The 24,072-nt window shown below is 35.4% G+C and carries 22 protein-coding genes; 6 read left to right on the top strand and 16 right to left on the bottom strand.

The window, feature by feature from the left end:
• Positions 1–120: 120 nt before the first annotated feature.
• Positions 121–564 carry a TRAP transporter small permease subunit gene (locus ACTCAF_RS04705; protein ID WP_463062140.1) on the bottom strand — a complete coding sequence of 148 codons (444 nt, stop codon included), beginning with the start codon at positions 562–564 and terminating at the stop codon, positions 121–123.
• A 106-nt stretch (positions 565–670) separates the two neighbouring features.
• On the bottom strand, positions 671–2,308 hold the full coding sequence (locus ACTCAF_RS04700; protein ID WP_463062139.1) for a putative manganese-dependent inorganic diphosphatase: 1,638 nt from the start codon (positions 2,306–2,308) through the stop codon (positions 671–673).
• Between the two features lie 91 nt (positions 2,309–2,399).
• On the opposite strand from ACTCAF_RS04700, the gene ACTCAF_RS04695 reads away from it, so the two are divergent.
• Complete coding sequence (locus tag ACTCAF_RS04695; protein ID WP_463062138.1) at positions 2,400–2,732, top strand: STAS domain-containing protein; 333 nt, start codon at positions 2,400–2,402, stop codon at positions 2,730–2,732.
• Positions 2,729–3,142, top strand: a complete 414-nt coding sequence (locus ACTCAF_RS04690) for an ATP-binding protein (RefSeq protein ID WP_463062137.1) — start codon at positions 2,729–2,731, stop codon at positions 3,140–3,142. Before ACTCAF_RS04695 ends, ACTCAF_RS04690 begins: the two co-directional genes overlap by 4 nt.
• Here ACTCAF_RS04690 and ACTCAF_RS04685 read toward each other — a convergent pair.
• From ACTCAF_RS04685 to ACTCAF_RS04670, 4 genes are all read right to left on the bottom strand, one after another.
• Positions 3,132–4,130 carry a response regulator gene (locus tag ACTCAF_RS04685; protein WP_463062136.1) on the bottom strand — a complete coding sequence of 333 codons (999 nt, stop codon included), beginning with the start codon at positions 4,128–4,130 and terminating at the stop codon, positions 3,132–3,134. The genes ACTCAF_RS04690 and ACTCAF_RS04685 overlap by 11 nt on opposite strands.
• Positions 4,123–4,605, bottom strand: coding sequence for a TlpA family protein disulfide reductase (locus ACTCAF_RS04680; protein ID WP_463062135.1), 483 nt, complete (start codon positions 4,603–4,605; stop codon positions 4,123–4,125). The genes ACTCAF_RS04685 and ACTCAF_RS04680 overlap by 8 nt, the downstream gene beginning before the upstream one ends.
• A gap of 61 nt (positions 4,606–4,666) precedes the next feature.
• Positions 4,667–5,551 (bottom strand): complex I NDUFA9 subunit family protein, encoded by an 885-nt coding sequence (locus tag ACTCAF_RS04675; protein WP_463062134.1) that lies wholly within the window; start codon positions 5,549–5,551, stop codon positions 4,667–4,669.
• A 3-nt stretch (positions 5,552–5,554) separates the two neighbouring features.
• Positions 5,555–6,232 (bottom strand): JAB domain-containing protein, encoded by a 678-nt coding sequence (locus tag ACTCAF_RS04670; protein WP_463062133.1) that lies wholly within the window; start codon positions 6,230–6,232, stop codon positions 5,555–5,557.
• Between the two features lie 95 nt (positions 6,233–6,327).
• Between ACTCAF_RS04670 and ACTCAF_RS04665 the strand changes: the two genes are divergently transcribed.
• Positions 6,328–7,200, top strand: coding sequence for a P-loop NTPase (locus tag ACTCAF_RS04665; RefSeq protein WP_463062132.1), 873 nt, complete (start codon positions 6,328–6,330; stop codon positions 7,198–7,200).
• Positions 7,201–7,479: 279 nt separating this feature from the next.
• Positions 7,480–10,914 carry a pyruvate carboxylase gene (locus ACTCAF_RS04660; protein ID WP_463062131.1) on the top strand — a complete coding sequence of 1,145 codons (3,435 nt, stop codon included), beginning with the start codon at positions 7,480–7,482 and terminating at the stop codon, positions 10,912–10,914.
• 34 nt (positions 10,915–10,948) lie between these two features.
• Here the strand turns inward: ACTCAF_RS04660 and ACTCAF_RS04655 are convergent, their stop codons facing one another.
• From ACTCAF_RS04655 to ACTCAF_RS04640, 4 genes are read right to left on the bottom strand one after another with little or no spacing between them, the layout of a single operon-like run.
• Positions 10,949–11,722: a YdcF family protein gene (locus ACTCAF_RS04655; RefSeq protein ID WP_463062130.1), complete on the bottom strand. Its 774-nt coding sequence runs from the start codon at positions 11,720–11,722 to the stop codon at positions 10,949–10,951.
• Entirely contained in the window at positions 11,719–12,669 is a 951-nt protein-coding gene (locus tag ACTCAF_RS04650; RefSeq protein ID WP_463062129.1) for a glycosyltransferase family 9 protein, read from the bottom strand. The genes ACTCAF_RS04655 and ACTCAF_RS04650 overlap by 4 nt, the downstream gene beginning before the upstream one ends.
• Positions 12,666–13,706 carry a glycosyltransferase family 9 protein gene (locus ACTCAF_RS04645; protein ID WP_463062128.1) on the bottom strand — a complete coding sequence of 347 codons (1,041 nt, stop codon included), beginning with the start codon at positions 13,704–13,706 and terminating at the stop codon, positions 12,666–12,668. Before ACTCAF_RS04645 ends, ACTCAF_RS04650 begins: the two co-directional genes overlap by 4 nt.
• Positions 13,703–15,820 (bottom strand): Tex family protein, encoded by a 2,118-nt coding sequence (locus ACTCAF_RS04640; RefSeq protein WP_463062127.1) that lies wholly within the window; start codon positions 15,818–15,820, stop codon positions 13,703–13,705. The genes ACTCAF_RS04645 and ACTCAF_RS04640 overlap by 4 nt, the downstream gene beginning before the upstream one ends.
• A gap of 156 nt (positions 15,821–15,976) precedes the next feature.
• On the opposite strand from ACTCAF_RS04640, the gene ACTCAF_RS04635 reads away from it, so the two are divergent.
• Positions 15,977–17,068: a branched-chain amino acid aminotransferase gene (locus ACTCAF_RS04635; protein WP_463062126.1), complete on the top strand. Its 1,092-nt coding sequence runs from the start codon at positions 15,977–15,979 to the stop codon at positions 17,066–17,068.
• Positions 17,069–17,072: 4 nt separating this feature from the next.
• On the opposite strand, the gene ACTCAF_RS04630 is transcribed toward ACTCAF_RS04635, so the two are convergent.
• Positions 17,073–18,062 carry an NAD(P)H-dependent glycerol-3-phosphate dehydrogenase gene (locus ACTCAF_RS04630; RefSeq protein WP_463062125.1) on the bottom strand — a complete coding sequence of 330 codons (990 nt, stop codon included), beginning with the start codon at positions 18,060–18,062 and terminating at the stop codon, positions 17,073–17,075.
• A 50-nt stretch (positions 18,063–18,112) separates the two neighbouring features.
• Between ACTCAF_RS04630 and ACTCAF_RS04625 the strand changes: the two genes are divergently transcribed.
• On the top strand, positions 18,113–18,394 hold the full coding sequence (locus tag ACTCAF_RS04625; protein ID WP_463062124.1) for a late competence development ComFB family protein: 282 nt from the start codon (positions 18,113–18,115) through the stop codon (positions 18,392–18,394).
• 25 nt (positions 18,395–18,419) lie between these two features.
• Here ACTCAF_RS04625 and ACTCAF_RS04620 read toward each other — a convergent pair whose 3' ends face one another.
• Genes ACTCAF_RS04620 through nuoK form a run of 5 tightly spaced genes read right to left on the bottom strand, consistent with a single transcriptional unit; the run spans position 18,420 to position 24,064 of the window.
• The gene (locus ACTCAF_RS04620; RefSeq protein ID WP_463062123.1) at positions 18,420–18,881 is read right to left on the bottom strand and encodes a ferritin family protein; all 462 of its coding nucleotides are present in this window, start codon (positions 18,879–18,881) and stop codon (positions 18,420–18,422) included.
• Between the two features lie 9 nt (positions 18,882–18,890).
• A complete protein-coding gene (locus tag ACTCAF_RS04615) occupies positions 18,891–20,318 on the bottom strand; it encodes an NADH-quinone oxidoreductase subunit N (protein WP_463062122.1) in 1,428 nt (475 codons plus the stop codon).
• 13 nt (positions 20,319–20,331) lie between these two features.
• Entirely contained in the window at positions 20,332–21,828 is a 1,497-nt protein-coding gene (locus ACTCAF_RS04610) for an NADH-quinone oxidoreductase subunit M (protein WP_242819275.1), read from the bottom strand.
• A gap of 10 nt (positions 21,829–21,838) precedes the next feature.
• The gene (nuoL, locus tag ACTCAF_RS04605) at positions 21,839–23,755 is read right to left on the bottom strand and encodes an NADH-quinone oxidoreductase subunit L (RefSeq protein WP_463062121.1); all 1,917 of its coding nucleotides are present in this window, start codon (positions 23,753–23,755) and stop codon (positions 21,839–21,841) included.
• A gap of 9 nt (positions 23,756–23,764) precedes the next feature.
• A complete protein-coding gene (gene nuoK / locus ACTCAF_RS04600) occupies positions 23,765–24,064 on the bottom strand; it encodes an NADH-quinone oxidoreductase subunit NuoK (RefSeq protein ID WP_242819277.1) in 300 nt (99 codons plus the stop codon).
• Between the last annotated feature and the right edge of the window lie 8 nt (positions 24,065–24,072).

The following is a 24,072-nucleotide window of genomic DNA, read 5'->3' as shown; positions in this document are numbered from 1 at the left end:
TCGGACACCAGATGAGGTTTACTTTCAGGGTATGTTAAAAGAAGACACTTTACTGAGTGAAACAGCATGAATGAAGGAAAATTAAAATCTATGAAAAAAGTCTTGACAAAAGGGGGCATCTTAAAAACCAACCGTTACAAAAGCTTTCAAAACATATCTTCCAGGCAATCCACCCGGGTCAGGTGAGCCTTCTCTTGACATCCATGAAAACTTTACAAAATTAATAGAGGTATATATGACAAGCATTGAATAAGGGATAAGAAATATGAGATTCCCGAGAAAGTCTATCCATGCCCTTATTTTTTCAGGCATTTTCATATAAAATACATCTACCCTTACATGCTTGTCCTTTAACAAAGTATACGCTGCACCAATAAGAAAAATGACAGAAAATATGTGCCATTCAAGTTCCTGGACTGCAACCTTACTACTATTTAGAACATATCTGGTAAAAACATCATAACACACAACAAGTACCAATAAAGTGGTAAGCCATGCAGTAAAATAACCTACCTTTTCATTCAAACCGTCAATAAACTTTACATACCATCTTAAAGCTTTCAAAGCAAACCTCCATTGTATTTTTGGGGTGGAGTTTATTACTTCATATTCATAAAGTCAATATTTTTAAGCAAATTTGACTTTATTTTTTTTATTATTAAACACACAATTAACTATTTAAAATCTCGACAACCCTTAGTATTTCAGGCAACAACTGTTTTTTTCTCGACAATACCCCTGGCAAATCAAAAACACAATCTTCTAATTTATTGTAAGCAAGAAGTTTCTCCCCAGCCTCAAAACCGCTGCTAAGCAGAATACTCCTTCCATCGATGATATCGGTAACCAGGAGTGCAGCCCAGTCAAGTTTTTTAACTTTAAGAACATTTTTTAATTCATCTATCAAAACCTGTTTAATATCATTTAACTCTAAAAGGTTAACCGTTTCCACCTGTCCTACACCAATCTTCAAACCGTACTCTTCATATATTTTGAAATCTGCATTAACAATCTCTTCTATGGGCTTGCCTTTCAAACCGGAAGATGCTTCAAACATACGACGTCCATATTCTTTATAATCAATATCCAAGAGTGAAGAAAGATGTTCAACCGCTTTTATATCTTCACCGGTCAATGTCGGAGATTTCAACACGACTGTATCAGAAAGTATACCTGAAAGAAGCGCAATAGCACTTTTTCTGTCAATCTCAACATTATTTTGAAGATATTGCTGATAGACAAGGGTGCAGGTGCTGCCCACAGGCTTTGCATAAAATCCAACAGGTGATTTTGTTTTTATTGTACCAAGTCTATGGTGATCAATAATTTCAACAATTTCAGCTGTCTCAGCGCCATCAACGGCCTGTGAAATTTCATTATGGTCCACAAAAATAACTTTCTGCTTTTCATCTTTTAATAAATCGCTCCTTGTCACTATTCCTACAAGTTTCCCCTGACTGACCACTGGCAACCCTCTATGATTATCTGTAATCATTATCTTTTTTGCCTCATCAATGTAGGATTCCGGAGAAATAACAGGTATTCTGTCAGTCATAATCGATTTTATCGGTACAGATAAGACAAGTCTTCTAAGTGTTTCTGCAGTGTCTAAATGTGAAAGATACACAAAGCCTGCAAAGTTGCTGGTATTGAAATCAAATTCACTCTCGTCAGATAACCCGGTAACAACTACTCCTGCAAAGTTGTTATCCAGGGCATATTTTATAAAATCTCTTCTTTTTCCCACAACAAGTACAGTGTTTTCTCTCTTTAAATTTTCAAATCTGTTCAAAAAAGTCTCAAAAGGCATCCCTCCAACCATAAAAATTGCCCTGAACTCTTTTATAATACCAATTTTTATAAATTTGCCAGGAACCACATACACAAAATTTTCAGGCCTTAGCAAATATTCTGGTTTTTTATCAATATCTTTGGGTATAAAAAATTTTGAGATCTCAAGTATACTGATTACACCTTTATAATGCCCGGTATCAACCACAGGTGTAAGCCTGATGCCAAGTGACTCAAGATTTTTAACAGCATTATAGATTGGCTCGTTGGGTGAAGAATAAATAACATCTTTTGTCATGACATCTTTAACTTTTGGATAAATATCTTTGACAAACAATGGAGGTTCATCCTTAATTTCCGAAAAAACAAACCTGGTTTGTTCATTCAGATTACCACATCTGGCTGCTACATAGAAATTTTTATTATCTATCTTATTTTTTAACCTGGCATATGCATATGCAGAACAAACTGAATCAGTATCAGGGTTTTTATGTCCAATCACCAGAATATTTTTCATTTAAACCTCCTTTTTAAAGTTTTATGGAAATTTTTTGTTTCGAAGTATATAATATTTATTATAGCATAAATACTGAAATTGCGAGGAAATTATGAATATCAATGTAAAAAAAGAAAAAGACTACACACTGTTAACTATTCTTGACATCAGAATTGATTCAAGCATTTCTGAAGACTACAAAAACAAACTTGTTGAGTGTCTAATCGATAAACCGGTAATTGTTGATTTCAGCAAACTTGAATTCATTGACAGCTCAGGCCTTAGTGCCTTTGTTTTCTTCTACAAACAGGCAGTGTCAAAGAATATTACTGTCAAATTTATAAATATTTCAGATAAGGTAATGTCCATTTTGAAAATGACTGGGCTTACAAGAGTATTTGAAATCTACTCTGACTTGAATGAGGCTATTGAAGATATGACATGAAACTTAGTCTTGAAATTACACTAAAAAGTCAGCTTGAAATATTAAAAAAAGCAGGCGAGTTAATAGAGTCATGCGTCAAGGCCATTGATGAAGAATATCTGGATGCTGCATTTTATTTAAACCTCGCTGTTACGGAAGCATTGTCAAATGCTATAAAATATGGAGGCAAAAAAGAAATATTACTTAAAATAAATATAGAAAACAATTCAGTAAAAATTGATATTATTGACAAAGAAGGAAAAATCAAAAAACATCCTGCCATAAAAAAAGCAAGCCCGGGTGATGAATCTGGTAGAGGTCTGTATATAATTTCTAAAATAGTTGACAAAATGCAGTTTAGCCAGATTGAAAACGGGACAATATTCAGCATGGAAAAAATTTTAAATAGAGAATCAAAAACTATACATTAATCTCAACTGACAGGTAAGTAAACCTGTTTTCAGATTTAATATTTATCTTACCTCTGGCAAAAAAGACAAGCTCCCGCAAAAGATTCAACTCAATAGAAGGATATTCTAACTCATCAGTCCCTGAAAGAGAGCTCTTCACATTGAAGTCGAGATTTAAAAGCGTAAATATAATTTTTTCCGAATCTTTATTAACTCTCAAAACACTTTTTTCCGAATGACTTAAAATTACAAGCAAAACAACAAAAATATTCAGAAGAGTTTCCCTGTAAAAATAAACTTCAAAATCCTCAAAAGCAACTTTCTTTAACACATTCTTTTTAAAAAGCATTTTAGATGCCATCAAAATAACATCTTTTATAAACACCTTGTCCTTCTTATCTTCGTAGGTATTATTTTTTAGATTTGATAAAATATTCAAGAATTTGATTCTTAACTTTATCTCATTTACCGCAAGCATTATGGTTTCGGAAACACCTTTTACTTCATCTTCATATTTTTCATTAAGATAGTTTGCTGCTCCTTCAATAATATCTATATGCACGTTCAGTTCCCTGTTAACCCCTTTTATAAACTTTGAAATAGATTTCTTATACTTCTCAACATCGGAGCTCTTTTCACCTTTTTTTATTACTTTATCAATAACTTCCATCAATTTGTTATAACTGATTGGCTTATGCAGAAATTCTTCTGCCCCAAGCTTTTCAGCCCTGTCGATATCTGTTTCGTCACCATACGCCGTTAAGATAATTGTTACAGAGTCTTTGTCTGATTCTTTAATTTTCTTCAAAACTTCAAATCCGCTTATATCCCCGAGATACAGGTCAATTAAATATATGTCGTACTTTTTATGTTTAATTTTCTCAAAAGCCTCAAGACCGGAAGAAGCAGTTGATACATCAAAATAACGGCCCATCAACAATGACAGGCCGTCACGTATACCTATGTCATCATCAATAATTAGAAGTGATTTAGTTAAAGCTTCATTCATTTGTCAGTCTTTCTATAATAGACTCCAGAAAGTCTTCGCTCAAGGCCCCCACATAAAAATTAAAAAGTGATCCATCAGGCTTATAAAATATATTTGTGGGGATACTGGACACATTCATCTTTGCTTCAAGGGCTCTTTCTGCATGAAAAGTCGGATACGGAATACCTTTATCAACAACAAACTCAGCACCTTTCTGTAAATCATCATCAATAGATATACCTATTATAACAAATTTATCTTTATGCTTGTTATATACTTTAATAAAATCAGGTATCTCTGCCTTGCAGGGTGGACACCAGGATGCAAAAAAGTTTACCAAAACCACCTTCCCCTTATACTGCGACTTAACCTCTTCATATTTTGCTATGCTCATTTGGGGTATTACTTCTGAAGGGTTAATCTCTTTTTTGGGACCAGAAGAACAACCAACCATAAAAACAAAAATTGCCGCACTCATTAAAATCAGCCTTTTCATTCAATGCTCCTGTTTTTTTCAAAGGATTATAATGAAAAATTTTAAAAAAATCTACCCGCTTTTATTTCAAATAACCTTTCAATACTTCCTCAATATCCCTTTTCACTACGTTCAAGTCCCTGAAACAACTATCATCGTCACAAGTATTCCCCTCGACAAGCATAATAAACTGATCTGTTGTAATTGGAAACCATGTAGTTTTTCCAAACAATTTAACTAGTGCAGATATTATAAACTCCGGTACAGAAAACAATAAAACCCTCCTTTTTGTAACTGCCATTATAAGTTTTAGTATTTGTTTGTAGGTTAATACCTTATTGCCGCATACCGAATAAGTTTTTGCCAGACTATTTTCATTTGTTAAAGCATTAACAAAAAGCTCCGCCACTTCAAAAACACTCACAGGTTGCATCTTATAACCTCCATCCCCAAAATAACTGAAAAATGGAGTTAACTTCATAAACCTGTTCAACATATTTATAAAAATATCTCCAGGACCATAAATTACTGATGGTCTGAAAATTGTATAATTCTTAATCTTGCTTTTAACATATTCTTCTGCCATATATTTTGTTTTATGATAGTTTGATACGGCATCTTGCCTTGTACCATTTGCAGACATATGAACAAACCTTTTAATACTATACTTTGAGGCTATATCCACAATATTTTTTGTTGCCTCAAAATGCATCTTTTCAAATGTCACCCCTTTATCAGGATATTCTTTTATTATACCTACAAGATGAATCACAGCATCACATTCTCTTAGATATTTTTCATAAGTTTCAGGCTTCAATATATCTCCATACACATAAATAACATTATCCAGATCCAGAGTTTTGCTTTTATCTCTTGCAAGGGCTACCACATTATGCCCTTTCTCCACTAATTTTTTTAATACTTCTTTGCCCACAAAACCGGTGGAACCTGTCAAAAAAACTTTCATCCTTTACCTCCAAAACCCTTTCAAGTCACTTTGTCTCATTGATAAAAAGCCGTCTTTGCAAATTAAGATGTGGTCTTGTAAGATAATTTCAAGTACTTCCAACCCTCTTTTCACCCTCTCAGTCAAGTTATAATCGCTTTCTGAAAATTTAAGAGAACTGGCCGGATGATTATGTGCAATTATCACTGACACCGCTTTCCCATTAATGGCAAACTCAGCTACCTCCCTTACAAAGACAACTGCCTGATTAACAGTGCCTGTTTCAAAGATTTTGATATCAGTTATCTCCCCCTTTGAATTAAGCAAAATTACCACAAATTTTTCTTTATCTTCAAACGAAATTTTGTACTTTAGAAATCTAAAAACTTCCTCGGGGGAGCTTGCCACATCCTTTTTTACAAAAACATTGTCTTTCTCAATTCTGTAATAAAGTTCTTTCAAAATTCTTATAAACAATTCTGTTTCTGTGCCGATCCCGTTTATATTTTTAATATTAACATCAAAAAAATTACCAATTCCACCAGTATCTTTGATAATGTCTTTGGCAAACGGCTTTGTATCTTTACCTTTTATTACATAGCCCAAGAGCAATTCAACTATTTCATAGTCGCTGAGGCTATCAGGCTTTTTTAAAAACTTTTCTTTCAATCTCTTTCTATGGCCCAGGTAATGTTTTTCCATATTCAGATTTTAGCATTTTTTTCAAAAAATAAAATTAAAGATAGAAAAAAATTTATTTTTTATTATTATTCATTCCTGTAAAAAAGGAGGTAGCTATGGCAGATAAATGTAACACAAATTCTGGATGTAGCAGCTGTTCATCAGGCGATTCTTGCGATACAAAAACAAAACAAGACCACACAAAAGCTATGATCGCTGAAACGCTTGACAAAATTAAGTTTAAAATAATGGTAATGAGTGGCAAAGGCGGAGTAGGCAAATCGACAGTGTCAGTCAACCTTGCCACAACACTAAACAAGATGGGTTATAAAGTTGGCCTAATTGATGCAGACATACACGGGCCAAACATACCAAAGATGTTTGGAGTAAAAGAAAAAGGGGTTTTATCTACAGCCGAGGGGATTATCCCTTATGAGCCTGTCCATAATCTGTTTATAATGTCTGTGGGTTTTCTTGTAAGAGATGATGATGATGCCGTAATCTGGAGAGCACCACTTAAACATAGTCTTATTGAACAATTTTTGAGCGATGTAAAATGGGGAGAGCTGGATTTTTTGGTAATAGATTTACCCCCAGGGACAGGCGATGAACCTTTAAGTGTCGCACATATAATCGGAGAAGTAGATGGAAGTGTGATAGTTACTACACCTCAGGAAGTTGCACTTCTTGACTCAAGAAAATCGGTAACATTCAGCAAGAAATTAAATGTACCAATTCTTGGCATTGTAGAAAACATGAGTGGTTTTATATGCCCTAAATGTGGTGAAAAAACAGACATATTCAAGACTGGTGGAGGGGAAAAAGCTGCCAATGAATTAAAAGTAAATTTCCTTGGAAAAATACCTCTTGATCCGATTGTCGTAATGCAGGGGGACTCGGGCAAGCCATATGTTATAGAATATCCAGATACAGAAGTTACAAACGCCTTCAGAAATATTTGCGAAAAAATAATTAAGCAATTACAATAAATTCACTATAATATCAAACTGTAGAAAAATAGCAGGTTTTTTAATGCCTGCTATTTTTCTACCCACAAAATCATATTATTATAGATTTTCTTGATAATATATGCGAGTTTTATAACATCATTATCAAACAGCACAACAAATAATAAATATTAAGAATAACACATTAAAGATATTTGCAATATTTACTGAAAATCAAGTTTTTGTCTTTTTAAAACAAGGTTATTGACAATTGAGTTTTTCTATATTATCATGCAAAGAATAAGTGCTTTTGGGGGAATTATGAGAATCAAAAAACTAATGTGTGCAAACAGAGGTGAAATAGCCATAAGAGTTTTCAGAGCTTGTACTGAGCTTGGCATAAGAACTGTAGCCATTTATTCAAACGAAGATATATACTCTCTTCATAGATATAAAGCTGATGAGGCATATCTTGTAGGCAAAGGATTAGACCCTGTACAGGCATACCTTAATATAGAAGAAATAATAGATATCGCCAAAAGAAAAAACATTGATGCAATCCATCCAGGTTACGGTTTTCTTTCTGAATCTTACGAATTTGCAGAAGCCTGTGACAAAGCTGGTATTATTTTCATAGGGCCAAGACCTGAGACAATAAAAATTTTCGGTGATAAGAAAATATCCAAAGATCTGGCAAGACAATGTAATATTCCTGTAATCGAAGGCTCTGATGGAAATGTTAAAAATTTGGATGAGGCAAAAAGTATTGCATCAAAAATCGGCTATCCTGTGCTTCTTAAAGCTGTGGCAGGAGGCGGAGGACGCGGTATCAGAATTTGCCAGAATGAGAAAGAGCTCATTGAAAATTTTGAATCCGCAAAAAGGGAATCCCTTAAAGCTTTTGGAAAAGACGATGTTTTAATCGAAAAATATATACACAGACCAAAACATATTGAGGTTCAACTTCTTGCAGATAAGTTTGGGAATGTTGTTCACCTTTATGAAAGGGACTGCTCTGTGCAGAGAAGACATCAAAAAATTATTGAGATTGCACCTTCAATAAATATCCCTGACAATACATTGCAAAGTTTATACAGTGACTCCATAAAGATTGGCAAAATGTCAAACCTTTCCAGTGCGGCAACTGTTGAATTTCTTGTAGATAGCAAAGGAAAACACTATTTTCTCGAAGTAAACCCAAGAATACAGGTTGAACATACTGTAACAGAGCTTATTACCGGGATAGACCTTGTACAGGCACAAATCCACATAGCAAGTGGAGAAAAGCTCTCTGACGAAAACATCAACATACCTTCACAAGATGAAATTCAAAAACATGGTTATGCAATTCAATGCAGAGTGACCACTGAAGACCCGGAAAATAATTTTATGCCTGATACCGGAGTAATTGAAGCTTACAGAATAGCAGCAGGATTTGGGGTTAGACTTGATGCTGGCAACGGATATGTCAATGCGAAAATTACCGAGCATTATGACTCATTACTTGTGAAGGTCTGCACCTGGGCTATGAGATTTGAAAACGCTGCCAGAAAAATGGCAAGAGCATTAAGTGAATTTAGAATCAGAGGTGTAAAAACAAATATACCTTTTTTAGAGAATGTTATTTCACATGAAAAATTTTTAAGAGGTGAGGTAGATACTACATTCGTAGATGAAACCAAATCCCTTTATCAATTCAAAAAAAGGAAAGACAGAGCGACAAAAACTCTCAAATTTCTTGCCAATAACATTGTGAATAATCCTTCTTCAGTCAAGCTTTCAGAAAACATAGTTTTACCGCCAATAAAAGTCCCAGTGGTTAAATTCGGCGAGAAAATCCCCACCGGCACAAAAGATATTTTGAACAGAAAAGGTGTAAAAGGTGTCCTTGACTACATTAGAAATTCAAAGGAAATGCTTTTTACCGACACCACATTCAGAGATGCACACCAATCACTTTTGGCTACAAGACTTAGAACAAAAGATATGGTTGAAATAGCTGATGCTTACGCCTACCACATGAATAATCTATTTTCAATGGAAATGTGGGGTGGTGCAACGTTTGATGTTGCTTTCAGATTTTTAAAGGAATCCCCTTGGGAAAGATTGAGACTTCTGCGTGAAAAAATTCCTAACATACTCTTTCAAATGCTGATCAGAGCATCAAATGCAGTGGGTTACACCAATTACCCGGATAATGTAGTTAAAAGATTTATAGAGCTGTCTGCGAAAAATGGAATAGATGTTTTTAGAATATTCGATTGCTTTAACTGGGTTGACCAGCTCAAAGTTGCGATAGAGTCCGTCAAAAATAACAACAAAATATGTGAGGCAGCAATATGTTACACAGGGGACATAACCGATCCCAAAAAACATAAATACAGTCTTAAATATTATACCAATCTTGCCAGAACCCTTGCCGAAATGGGTACAGATATCATTGGCATAAAAGATATGGCAGGCCTGTGTAAACCTTATGCAGCAAAACTACTTGTCAAAGCGATAAAAGATGAAACTGGACTCCCAGTACATTTTCATACCCATAATACCAGTGGAAATGGCGAAGCATCAGTGCTTATGGCAATAGAAGCCGGAGCTGAAATAGTAGATGCTGCCATTAGCTCCATGAGCGGACTTACAAGTCAGCCAAATCTTAATTCTATAATGGCTGCTCTTGAATCGACCGATAAAAAGTCATCCATCGACAAAGCCTGGGCACAAAACATTTCAGACTATTTTGAAAGGGTAAGAAGGTATTACTTCCCGTTTGAGAGCGGTCTTAAGTCTGCAACCGCAGAAGTTTATGAGCATGAAATACCTGGTGGTCAGTATTCTAACCTTGTGGTTCAGGTTGAAGCAATGGGGCTTATTGATAGATGGGAAGAAGTCAGAAAAATGTACAAAGAGGTTAATGACGCACTTGGCGATATAATCAAGGTAACCCCTTCATCAAAAGTTGTCGGGGATCTTGCACTTTTTCTTGTAAGAAATGATTTAAGTATCAAAGATATTTACACAAAAGGAGAAACACTTTCTTTTCCGGACTCAGTAGTGAGCTTTTTCAAGGGGATGCTCGGACAACCTGTGGGTGGATTCCCTGCAGATTTACAGGAAATTGTATTAAAAAGTGAAAAGCCAATAAAGTGCAGACCCGGTGAACTTTTGGAGCCTTATAATTTTGACGAGGCCGGTAAAACACTACAAAAAGATTTTGGTAGAGAATTTTCAGACGAAGAGATAATATCATTTGCTCTCTACCCCCAAGTTTTTAAGGATTTTGTGAAATTCACGGATGAATTTGGCAACCCTTTAGTAATAGATACCAAGTCTTTCTTTTACCCTCTTCAAAAAGAAGAAGAAATATCTGTAGACATCGAAGAAGGAAAAACTCTTGTAATAAAGTACCTCGGGGTAAGTGAGCCTGATGAAAAAGGGGAAAGAAGGGTATATTTTGAACTCAATGGACAGCCTCGAAATGTTAAAATTAAGGATAACACTCTTATAGACATAATTAAATCAAACATCAAAGGGGATATTACAGACCCTAAACAGATATGTGCCACAATGCCAGGCAAAATTACCAAAATAAATGTAAAGCAAGGCGAGGAAGTGAAAAAAGGTGATATACTAATTATCACCGAAGCGATGAAGATAGAAACCAAAATTGTTGCAAGTATTGACGGCAAAGTAGAGGAAATTCTTCTTGCAGAAGGAGATAAGATAGAGGCTGGAGACTTGCTTATTAAGCTCTCTTGACTTCCATAGGGGCTTTATGCCCCACCCCCCATTTTCAAAATTTTAAACTGTAGAATAATATCCCTATATGTTCATGAAGAGCTTTATAAGTTTCTTCCAGATAACTCATTTTAGGTAAAAAGCTATCAAAATCATAACCAGTCCTATCAGTCTTATAATCCGTAGGTGCAGGTACAATCTTTAGATTCATCTTTTCAGCAATCATTACAGCTCTTGGCATATGATATGCAGACGTAACAAGAATTATTTTTGGATACATTTTTTTATCTATCATACCAGAAAGGTTTTTAATATTTTCAAATGTATCAAGACTTTCAGTATCCATAATAATTTCTTTATTTTCTACCCCCAAAAGCAACAGCATATCCCTCATTGTTTCTGCTTCTGATAAAATATCAGTATCTTTGAAAACTCTACCACCGGTAACAGCAATTTCACCACCACATTTTTTAAATATGCTGTATCCGTAAATTAATCTTTTTAGTGCATCAGGCATAAGAGTAGCTTTTAAGTTATTGTCAGGACTTCTGTCATAAATCCCACCTCCAAGAACTACAATCAGGGATTTATCACAGGATTCGTTTTCATTATATGGCTTGTACTTATCTTCAAGGGGGAGGATAAAAAAATCTTTTACCGGTTCGATACTCAAGAGGTATATGAATAACCCAATAAACACTAATATTAGACCGCTTAATTTTTCTTTTCTCATTAAGAAAAAGAGCCCTGCAAGAAGAAGGATAACTACAAAAAGTCCCGGCGGAAGGATAATGTGGGATATTAGCTTTTTTAGAACAAAAAATATCACATTAATACCTCTTTAACTTTTTCAAATACCTGCTCAACGCCAATATCTTTCATACACCTGAAATGCCCTTCAGGGCATTTTTTTAAGCCATGTACGTCACATGGTCTGCATTTAATATTATTTTCAATAACATAACAATTTTCAAACTCAGGATAAAATCCAAGGTGATAAGAAGTAGAGCCAAAAATTGCAAGGGTTTTTACGTTCAAAGAAATTGCCGCATGCATGGGACCGGAATCTGTGGTAATCAGAAGGCTTGACTTTTTAATCTCTTCAAACATCTGTTGCAAGCTCGTCTTATTGACAAGATTTGTTAATCCCTCACTTTCAAAAAGATTTTCTTCCCCTCTCCCGATAACCTTTACCTTGTAGCCATTTTTAATAAGCATATCTGCAAGATTTCTGAAGTATGGCCATACTTTTGTGTTTTTACTGGCAAAAGGGTGAATAGCTATCGTATTATCTTTGCTGACTTCTTTACCCAAAAATATTTCAGGTCTTAAATCCTTAAGTGGCGGCAATTTAACGTTAATACCCTTCAAAAACTTGCCAAGATACCTTTTCGTAACATGCTCATTTAATGAATCTTCAAATAACCTGTATTTAACAAACATCCTCCTTTTAAAACTCTTTTTGCCATACCCCACATATTTTGCATCGGAAAACAGCTTTAAGAGGATAGTCCTTGGTTTGCCTTGCAAGTCAAGTATAACATCATATCCATCAATCCATTTCTGTAAAAATTCAAAGTAATTCCATAAACTCATCTTCCTGTCATACTCTATAATTCTGTTTACATTCTTGTTATTTTCAAAAATAAAACTAAAATCCCTGTCAGTCATAACATCAATTTCATCAAACATTCCGATATTTTTCAGAAATCTAATTACACCTGTAACAAGAATAACATCCCCAAGAGCACTATATCTAACCACCAGGAGTTTCATTTGACATCCAGACAGGTTAATATTTTATCCAGCACAAAATTCTCATCAATATCATTCATGCACCTGAAATGACCTTCAGGGCATCTGTTTTTACCGTGAATATGACATGGTCTGCAATAAAGTCCTTTTATTTCGATAACTTCTCCATTACTGCCGTAGGGATAAAATCCAAATTCAGGAACGGTGGGTCCAAAAAAACTCAAAACATTTTTATTGTGGGCTACCGCAATATGCAACGGGGCACTGTCATTACACACAATCAAATCTACCGCTTTTATTGCAGAAGATAGCTCTTTTAATGACGTTTTGAGGGAAAAGTCAAAAAAAGGTACTTTCACATTTTCCCTGAACCTAATATAATCATCCATCTCGCTCCTGGCAGCAAATACCATAGAATAAATATTTTTTTCATATAATTTATTTACAAGAAAAGCGTATTTCTCAGCAGGCCATATTTTCGTTTTCCAGTTGCTTGTTGGGGCAAATCCGACAATTTTTCTGCCTCCGGCAGAAATGCGAAGATACTGCATTAATTTCCTATAAAATTCTTCATCAATGGCAACCTCTGGAAGACCTGCAATTTGTTTAGCTTCTTCAAGCCTAAAGTTATTTAAAAGCTCACTTGCAAGCATCAGGTTTCTTTCAACCTCATGTAGTTTCATATCCCTTTTTACTTTATTGGAATATACAAAATTCATAACAGATTCTTTAAAGCCCACCTTCAATTCAGCTTTTAAAAAGTTTACAATAATACTTGACCTCAGTGACTTATGGGCTGAGATAACTAAATCGAATTTTGTTTCGTTCAACTTTTTAATAAATGAGAAAATACCTCTTACCCCTCTTTTTTCCCCTCTTTTGTCATAAACCAAAACCTCATCAACAAAAGAAAGCCCTTCAAAAAGCGAAACACTTTCTGGACGAACACAAAAATATATTTTGCTCTCCGGATAAACAAACTTCAAGTACTTTATCAGAGGGGTAGTTAATATACTGTCCCCTATAAATGATGGGTTAAATACAAGTATTTTTTTCATATCTTCAAAGATAAACTTACTCTTCCCCTTTCTTTATCAACCTTAATTATTCTTACACTTACTATATCGCCAAGCTCTACAACCTCTGAAGGGTGTTTGATAAATCTGTCTGCCATCTCTGATATATGTATAAGTCCGTCATTTTTAAGCCCAAGATCCACAAAAGCGCCAAAATCGACAACATTGCTAATCTTCCCCTGCAATATCATACCTTCATGTAAATCGTTGATATCTATAACACCTTTTTTAAAAATAACAGGTGCCATATTATCCCTGACATCCACATCAGGTTTTTCAAGATTTTCCACTATATCTTTCAAAGTTTCAATACCAATATTAATTTTCTTTGCTATTTCCGATAAACTTTTCCCCTTCAAGGCCAGTTTTATCATTTTATGGTTATCAGGAGCAAGTGAAAGATAATCAAAAAGTTTATAGGTTGCATCATAACTTTCAGGGTGTATAAACATTCTGTCAAGTATTTCATCCCCATCATAAATCTTTAAAAATCCCGCACATTGCCTGTAAATATTTTCGCCAATCCCGGATACATTTAACAACTCTTTTCTGTTTCGAAATTTACCGTTTTCATCTCTAAATTGTACAATCTTTTTTGCTAAAGATGTATTTAAGCCTGATATATAGCCTAAAATTGCATAACCTGCTGTATTTATGTCTACACCAACGCTGTTAACAACATCTTCCACTACAAACTTCAGTTTTTCTGATAGCCTAATCTGATTTACATCATGCTGATACATTCCAACACCAATTGATTTAGGCTCAATCTTCACCAGCTCAGAAAGCGGATCAATTATTCTTCTTGCTATTGATATTGCGCCTCTAATAGTCAAATCAAGGTCAGGAAATTCCTCGTTTGCAATTTTGCTGGCAGAATATACACTTGCACCTGCCTCACTCACAATAGTGTATTCCACATTCAAATTATGTTTTTCAATCATATTGGCAACAAACTCCTCTACCTCTCTGCTTGCAGTCCCATTACCTATGGCAATAGCGTTTATTTTGTATTTTTTTATCGATTCAATCAGCACTGTTTCGCTCTCGTCAATCTTCTTTTGCGGCTCCACAGGATAAACTACTCCGTAGCCTAAAAGCTTTCCAGTTTCATCAATGCAGGCATATTTACACCCTGTACGAAAAGCTGGGTCAATCCCCAAAATCCTCTTCCCTTTAACAGGGGGGGTTAGCAGAATATTTTTAAGATTATCTTCAAATACCTTTATTGCTTTTTCTTCTGCCATCTCTTTAAGTTCGCCTCTTACTTCAAGTTCAATAGATGGCAAAATCATCCTTTTGAACGATTTGACAATGGCACTTTCAATTATTTCGTTAAAAACAACATTGCTATTCAAAATATTTTTAATTGCATTTACCCCTTTTTCTTCATCGATTACAATTTTTACTTTCAAAACTTTTTGCCTTTCCCCTCTAAAAATAGCAAGCACCCTGTGGGATGGTATATTTTTTATCTTCTCCTCATAGTCATAATAGTCTTCAAAAACCGTTCTGCCCTGTACATCATTCGCTTTTAACGATATTATGACCCCTTCATTTTTAAAAATTTCCCTTATTCTGTTTTTTATATCAATATTATGACCTATCTCTTCTATAATTATATCCTGTGCCTTCTCCACGGCATCTTGTTCAGACGTTATGTTTTCATTTAAATATTTTAATGCTTCACCAAAAATAATCTCTTTATTGTTACAACTTTTAATAAAGTCGGCCAATCCTCCAAGACCTAATTCTCTTGCAATATCCGCCTTTGTTTTTCTTTTTGATTTATATGGTGCGTAATAATCTTCAACCTCTTTTAATGTTACTGCATTTATAATATTTGATTTAAGTTCATCAGTTAATTTCCCTTTTTCATCAATAAGACGGATTACCTCTTCCTTTCTTTTTTCAAGATTTACAATATACTCATATCTTTCAATAATAGCTCTTATTTCGTTTTCATCCATACTCCCCGTCATCTCCTTTCTGTAACGGGCGATGAAGGGCACAGTATTACCTTCGAGATACAATTTCAATAAATTGTCAATTTGCTTTGCCTGTCTGTTAAACTCTTTAGCCAATATATCTACCATAATACCTCCTAACAACAAGGAAGCTTATTTAACCTTTATAATTAAACTAATCAAGTATTGTTTTGAAAATTTAAGCAATATTGTAATATCCAAATAACTTCTCTTGACTTTTTTGTAAGTTAAAAATAGCATATTTATCATTTTGTGGGGGTATTTATGGAAATTAAATTAAATTTAAAAAAGCCCGATGAGAGAATCAAATCCCAACTTACTCCAAAAGATAAACTCCCTTTTGGAAAATTAAGAACAGACCATATGTTTGTGTGCGATTATACCGATGGCAGTTGGAATAACGCAAGCATAATACCTTATTCAGATTTTTCCATACCGCCTGGTGCTATTGTGCTTCACTATGCTCAGGCAATTTTTGAAGGTGCAAAAGCTTTTATGCACCCCGATAACGAAATATATACTTTTAGAATTGATAAAAATGCCGAAAGAATGAATATTTCTGCTGATTGTCTGTGCATGCCTGAAATGCCTGTTGATTTTCAAATTAAAGCTATCCATACACTGATTGATGTCGACAGATTATGGTTTCCAATACAGGAAGGCGCTTCTTTGTACATAAGACCATTTATGTTTTCATTTGATGACTCCTTAGGCGTTCATCCCGGTTCAAAATATAAATATGCAGTAATCTTATCTCCAAGCGGACCATATTATCCAGATGGATTTTCAAAACCTATTAAACTTTTAATCACTAAAAAATTTCATAGGGCTACTCCGGGCGGAACAGGCTATGCCAAAGCTGCAGGCAACTATGCAGCTTCTCTTAAAGCAGGCGAATTTGCTAAAAAATTTGGTGCAAATCAGGTGTTATACCTTGATACTACCAACACTTACATTGAAGAAGCAGGTGCGATGAACCATTACCATATTACCTCTGATGGTACTGTGGTTATCCCTGAATTTACTGACACCATTCTCAAATCAATCACATCACAGTCCATCATAGAACTTGCTGGCGATTTGGGACTAAATGTTGTTCAAAAAAGAATTAAAATTGATGAGTTTATTGAAGATGTAAAATCCGGAAAAATAGTCGAAGCAGGTGGTTTCGGTACGGCTGCTGTAATTTCACCTGTAGGGACGTATGTGTTTGAAGATGGTTCTTCTATTGATGTTGGAAATGGTCAAATAGGGCCTATTTCCAAAAAGATTTACGAATATTATACCGGCCTTCAATATGGAAAAATAAAAGACAGCAGGGGCTGGTTAAAAAAAGTTGAAAAAATGCATGTCTGATCAATCAGACATGCTCCTCTTTTAACGGCCTGTTCATTAAATCTATTAACGAATCCAAAGGATTTTTATTATTATACAATATTTCATAAACCTCTTTTGTAATAGGCATTTCTATTTTCAACTTTTCCGATAACTTCATGGCAGCTCTTGCAGTAAAAACACCTTCTGCCACCATTTTCATTTCATTTAAAATATCATTCAGAGTGTAACCTTCAGCTATTTTCAGGCCGACACCTCTGTTTCTGCTAAGCTCTCCGGTGCATGTCAAAACAAGATCCCCCATTCCGCTTAACCCCATGAATGTTTCCTTTTTCCCTCCGAGCATAACCCCAAGCCTCGTAATTTCAGCTAACCCTCTTGTTATAATTCCCGCTCTCGCATTATTCCCAAGCTTTAGTCCATCACATATTCCGGTGGCAACAGCAATCACATTCTTCATACTGCCGCCCACTTCAACGCCTATCACATCGTCAGTTGTATAGCTTCTGAAATAGTTGCTTGAAAGTATTTTCTGCCATTTTTTTGCCTCGCTCTCTTTTTTTGAGGCTATGCTTACTGCTGTTGGTTTTTTATAGGCAACTTCTTTTGCAAACGATGGACCTGATATTATTGATAATTCGGCATTTAATTCTTCTTCAAATATTTCTACAATAAGCTCTCCTGTGTTTATCTCAATCCCTTTTGTAGCAATTATTATCGACTTATCTTTCAGATATCTTTTTATATTTTTTAGAGTGTTTCTCGTATATTGAGTTGGTACAGCCCACAATATTTTCTCATATCCTCCGGCGTAATTTTCTATAAGTTCTGCATCTATATTTTTGTTTAAATCAACATCATTTAAAAACAATGCATTCCTGTTCTGATTATTGATACTCTCAACAACCTCTTGCTCAATCGCATATATCCTAACATTATTGCCGTTATCAGCCATAAGGTTGGCAAGTGCAGTTCCCCAGCTTCCACCGCCTATCACTGCTATTTTATCTTGCATTTTAATCCTCCAATGGTAAAATGTTTTAGTTAATATTAAAGGGGGTATTTATGCCTATAATCAATATATACGATTATGACAAAATTCACAACATCAATGAAAAGCGAGTATGGGAGATTTTAATCCAATTAATTGAAAATGATGAATCTATTTGCACATGTAGAGATTGTATCCTTGATCTTGTTGCAATCACTCTAAATAACATTCCGCCTCATTACCAGGTAAACGAAGAAGATTTTTCAGAAGCATATAGAAAAGTTAGCGATGAAGCTATCCTGATGCAATTAATAAATGCTGCAGAAATTGTCAAAAAAAATCCGCACCATTTATAAAAAAAGGCAGGACTAAGCCTGCCTTTTAGTTTTCACTTAAGACTATATCCTCATACATTTTTTGTATAGTGTTCCTATGCAGCGACTCCTCAACGGCAAGTCGCTTAAACACCTCTTCAACAGGGCTGTTTTGATATTTTTCAGCAAGCTTTTCATAAAAAATTCTTGAGTTATCCTCGTGCTTCATTGCTATTCTCAAAACATCCTGTACACTCATATCATCCGATATAACCTTTGGAAGTACCATCTGGCTTATTCCAAGGTCTGTGTAATAGTACTTGGTATCAAGCCCCACAACATCAATCTTCCCGGTGTCCATCATTTCCTGGATAAGATTTTTATGCTTAACCTCTTCTTCGGCCAATTCTTTAATAATAGTCTTGGCACCAAGGTCTTTCACATAATCGTGAAGCTTCATATAAAATTCATATGCCAGCTCTTCCTTTCTTTTGGCATCTTCCAATGCCTCTTTAATAGTTATTTCCATGTTTCACCCTTATACAATCATCATTTTTACTATATTTATAAAAAATGATGGAAATACACCAATTAAAAGGACAAATACAACTGCGATAAAAGTAGCAATTGAGCTGGCAGGCTTCATTTCAATTGAAGCATCGTATTCAGCCTCTTTGAAGTACATGTAAATTGTTACTCTCATGTAGTAGTAACAAGCAATCGCACTATTTACCACACCGACTATAGCAAGCCACACAAGTCCACTCTTAATGGCAGCAGAAAATATATAAAATTTACCAACAAATCCAGCCAATGGCGGAATACCTGCGAGTGAAAACATAAATATTAACATTGCAAGTGAAGCAAGTGGATGCTTTTTGGAAAGACCTGCAAAACTTTCAAGTCTTTCATCATCAATTATTCCTTTATTTTTAAGCTGTCCAAGTATCGTAAAAGCACCAATATTCATAAAACCATAAATAATCATATAAAGGGCAATCGCTTTATATCCTAAATCATTTGCAGCAACAAGGCCAATTAGCATATAACCTGCATGTGAAATTGCGGAGTAAGCTAACATTCTTTTAACATTGTTTTGTGCAATAGCCACAAGGTTACCATAAGTCATTGTAAGAACAGCTAAGATGGAGAAAAATAATTGCCACTGAACACTTGCTGGTTCAAGAGCAACCATTACAAATCTTATAAGGGCGCCGAATGCAGCAGCTTTTGGTGCTACAGTCATAAACCCTGTAACCGGTGTTGGTGCTCCTGAATACACATCCGGAGCCCACATATGAAATGGCACAGCAGAAATTTTAAATGCAAATCCTGCAAGCATCATTACAAGACCAAGCTTAATGTTCAAGTTTTCTACGCCGTTTGTTCTCAACATTTCAGCTATGACAGAATACTTTGTACTTCCAGTATAACCATACACATAAGTTAAGCCGTACAACAGTATACCTGATGAAAAAGCACCAATTATGAAATACTTAATCCCAGCTTCATTTGATCTCTTATCCTTTTTATTGAAACCAGCCATTATGTACATAGCAATTGCCATTGTTTCAAGACCTAAGTAAAGTACAGAAAGGTCTGTAGCGCTTACCATAAACATCATGCCAATTATACTAAAATATAGGATAGTATAATACTCACCCTTATTTATGCCATTAGCTTTCAAGTAGTCTACAGAGCCAAGCGTGGTTAGGATATAGGCAATTGCAAATACTATGAAAAATGCATATGCATACGAATCCCACACTAACATCTGATCAAACCCAACAATCTTAAAACCTCCAACTGGCACAGATGCTAGCAGCGTTAGGAGGATAAAAGCGATTCCAAAATATCCCACTCCGGACTTTTTCTCATCCTTACTCATAACATCAATAACAATAAGCATTAATCCGAAAATGGTCATCAATATTTCTGGTAAAATTGAAACTATACTCTGACCCATCTTATCCCCTCCCTTAATTCATCGCTACTTTGATACTTTGAATCTGTTCTACCAGCTGTTTTACACTCTCATGCATATAAGAAGTAAAGGTCTCTGGGTATATACCTGTCCAAAATACCAAAATTATTAGAGGCATTATATAAATTACTTCCCTTACATTCATATCAGTCAAATTGTGTAAACCAGTGTTGTAAGACTGGAAGAACACTCTCTGATACATCCATAGCATATACACAGCAGCAAAAATTACCCCTGAAGCTGCTATGATTGCCATATTTGAAAATGCTTTGAAGCTTCCTACCAGTACTAAAAACTCACCAATAAAGCCACCCATACTTGGTAGACCGATTGACCCCATTGTAAATATCAAGAAAATTGTAGCATATACTGGAACCTTTGATGCAATTCCGCCGTAATCTGCAATCATCCTTGTATGAGTCCTTTCATATAACAAACCGATAAGTAGGAAGAGTGCACCCGTAATAATACCATGATTAAACATTTGAAGAATACCACCTTCTATACCTGACTGGTTGAACGCATAAATTCCAAGTGTTACAAAACCCATGTGGCTAACTGATGAATAAGCAACTAGTTTCTTTATGTCCTCCTGAACCATGGCCACAAGAGCACCATAAATTATCGCAATTACGGAAAGTATTGCAACAAAAGGCATAAAGTTAATAGACGCAATAGGTGTGATAGGCAAGCAGAACCTTAAAAGTCCGTAAGTACCCATTTTAAGAAGTACACCAGCAAGTATTACTGAACCCGCAGTCGGTGCTTCAACGTGTGCATCAGGTAACCATGTGTGTACCGGAAACATTGGAACCTTTATAGCAAAGCCAACAAAGAATGCCAAAAATACTAATGTTTCAAACAATCCTCCACCATAAGATTGGCTTGATATCGCGAGAATATCAAATGTGTAATTTCCAGTAATGCTACCATGTTTGAAATACAGTGCGATAATTGCAAGCATCATAAATACAGAACCTGCAAGTGTATAAAGAAAGAATTTAACTGCAGCATAAATCCTTCTTGCACCACCCCATACACCGATTATCAAGTACATAGGAATTAGCATTGCTTCCCACAAAATGTAAAAGAGGAAAAAGTCAAGTGCGACAAATACACCTACCATTGCTGCTTCCAATATAAGCATTGCAATGTAAAACTCTCTTTGTCTCTTTTGAATATATGTAAATGAGCCCAAAATAGCTATTGCAGTAAGCAATGTGGTTAAAAATACCATTAAAATCGAAATGCCATCTACCCCAACATAGTACTGAATGCCAAATGAGCTGATCCAGTCGTACTTTTCAACAAACTGCATGCCAGGATTAGATTTATCAAAATTTGTCATAAGCGGCATTGTCAACACGAGCTCGATAATACTTGCAATAAATGCACCCCACATTGTAGCCTTTCCACTTCTAAAAAAGAGGAAGAGAAAGAATGCAGCTAAAACCGGGAAGAAGATTAATATAGTCAAAATATTCGCCATCATACTCTGCCCCCTAACCTATGTAGAATATTGTTAGCAGCAGGATGACACCTACTACCATGCTAAATATATATGTTTGAATTCTCCCGGTCTGTAGATGTCTAAGCACGCTACCGAGAAACTTTGCCACCCATCCGAATGCATTGACAATAAAGTCAATAACATTGGCATCAAAACCTTTCCATAAGAATTTTGATATCATAACCAATGGGTTAATTATGAATGCCTGATATATCTCGTCAAAATACCATTTGTTGTAGAATAATTTGTAAATCGGACCTGCAGCCTTAGCAGTCTTAGCAGGCAATACATCCGGTTTTTGAACATAAAATACATAAGCTATGTAAATACCTATTATACCGATAACGGTTGAAAGAGCCATTAAACCATATGTTGTTGCATGGCTTAGATGATGTCCGCCTTCACCATGACCAGCTACAACATGAGAAAGCATTTTATGGATAATACCATTTTCTAATGGAAGACCAAACACTAGTCCAGCGAAAATTGCTGGTATAGAAAGTAATATTAATGGAACAGTCATTGTTAGTGGTGATTCATGTGCATGATCAAACTTATGTTTATCCCTTGGTGTGCCCTCAAATACAAGGAAGTATGACCTAAACATATAAAATGCAGTCATTCCACCAACAACAGCTGTCACAAACCATGGGAAATAGTGTCCGCTTGCAAATGTCATTGCAAGTATCTCATCCTTTGAGAACCACCCTGACATCAATGGAACCGCACCAGAAATTGCCATACATCCTATTAAATATGTCCATCTTGTAATAGGCATCTTAGCCTTAAGTCCACCCATTTTTCTAACATCAAGGTCATTTTCCATTGCGTGCATTACGCTACCTGAACCCAAGAAGAGAAGCCCTTTGAAAAATGCATGAGTAAAAAGGTGGAAAATTGCTGCTATATATGCACCTGCACCTGTAGCCATTATCATGTACCCAAGCTGACTAACAGTGGAGTAGGCAAGGATTCTCTTAAGGTCAAACTGAGTAAGACCTATTGTAGCACCCAATAATGCAGTGAACATACCTATATAGACGACTATATTACTTGTAATATGGGCTTCAGCAAATAATGGATTGCACCTAGCAACCATATAAACACCTGCCGTTACCATTGTAGCAGCATGTATAAGGGCTGAAACCGGTGTAGGACCTTCCATTGCATCAGGTAGCCACACATGAAGTGGAAATTGGGCAGATTTGCCAATTGCACCGCAGAAAAGCCCAAAAGTCATTAAATCCAATAGGCTTAAATTCGCACCAAAAACTTTAAATGTTGCTTCTTTAACATGCACTATCGCTTCATGATTAAAGGCATCTGAATAGTTTAGACTTCTAAAAGTTACCAACACTAAAAGCAAGCCAACATAAAAACCAAAGTCCCCTATCCTGTTTACTACAAATGCCTTTTTGTTGGCATCTGCTGCACTCTTCTTCTCATACCAGAAACCGATAAGAAGGTAAGAGGACAGTCCAACTAACTCCCAACCAACAAAAAGCATTAGGAAATTATTACCTAATACAAGAACTAACATTGAAAATGTAAATATTGAAAGATATGTGAAAAATCTCCAGTAACCAGGATCATCGTGCATGTAGCCAATGGAGTATATATGTACCATAGTGCTTACAAAAGTTACCACCACAAGCATGTAAGCCGTTAGTTGGTCTACAAGTATTCCAAAAGGTATCTTTATATCTCCGGCTAAAACCCACTCATATACTACAGTATCTACAGTATGTCCCCCCATGACTCTGACAAAAGTAATCAGAGAAACAAGTAGAGACACAAGAACACCTGCTATTGCAATGTAATGAGCATTGTTTTTAATGTAAAGCCTTCCGAATATACCATTAATTAATAGGGCTGCTAAAGGTGCCAACAGAATTAATAACTCTATCATCATTATCTCCTATCCCTTAAAAAAGTTTACTTCATCTGCATTAATTGTCTCTTTATTTTTAAAGAGAGTAATGATCAGGGCTAAACCGACCGCAGCCTCAGCAGCAGCAACTGCCATAACAAAAACTATAAAAACTTGGCCGTTCATTGCATGTAAATATTTAGAAAATGCTGCTAAATTTATATTTACTGCATTAAGCATAAGCTCTAATGACATAAACATTACGATCAAGTTTCTCCTTACAAGAACTCCAGTCATCCCTATACCAAAAATAATTGCACTAAGTGCTAAATAATGCTGTAAAGTCATAAACCCTC

Source organism: Deferrivibrio sp., assembly GCF_055117995.1.
The sequence above is the reverse complement of the archived record's forward strand: the minus strand, read 5'-3'. Positions and strand labels throughout refer to the sequence as shown.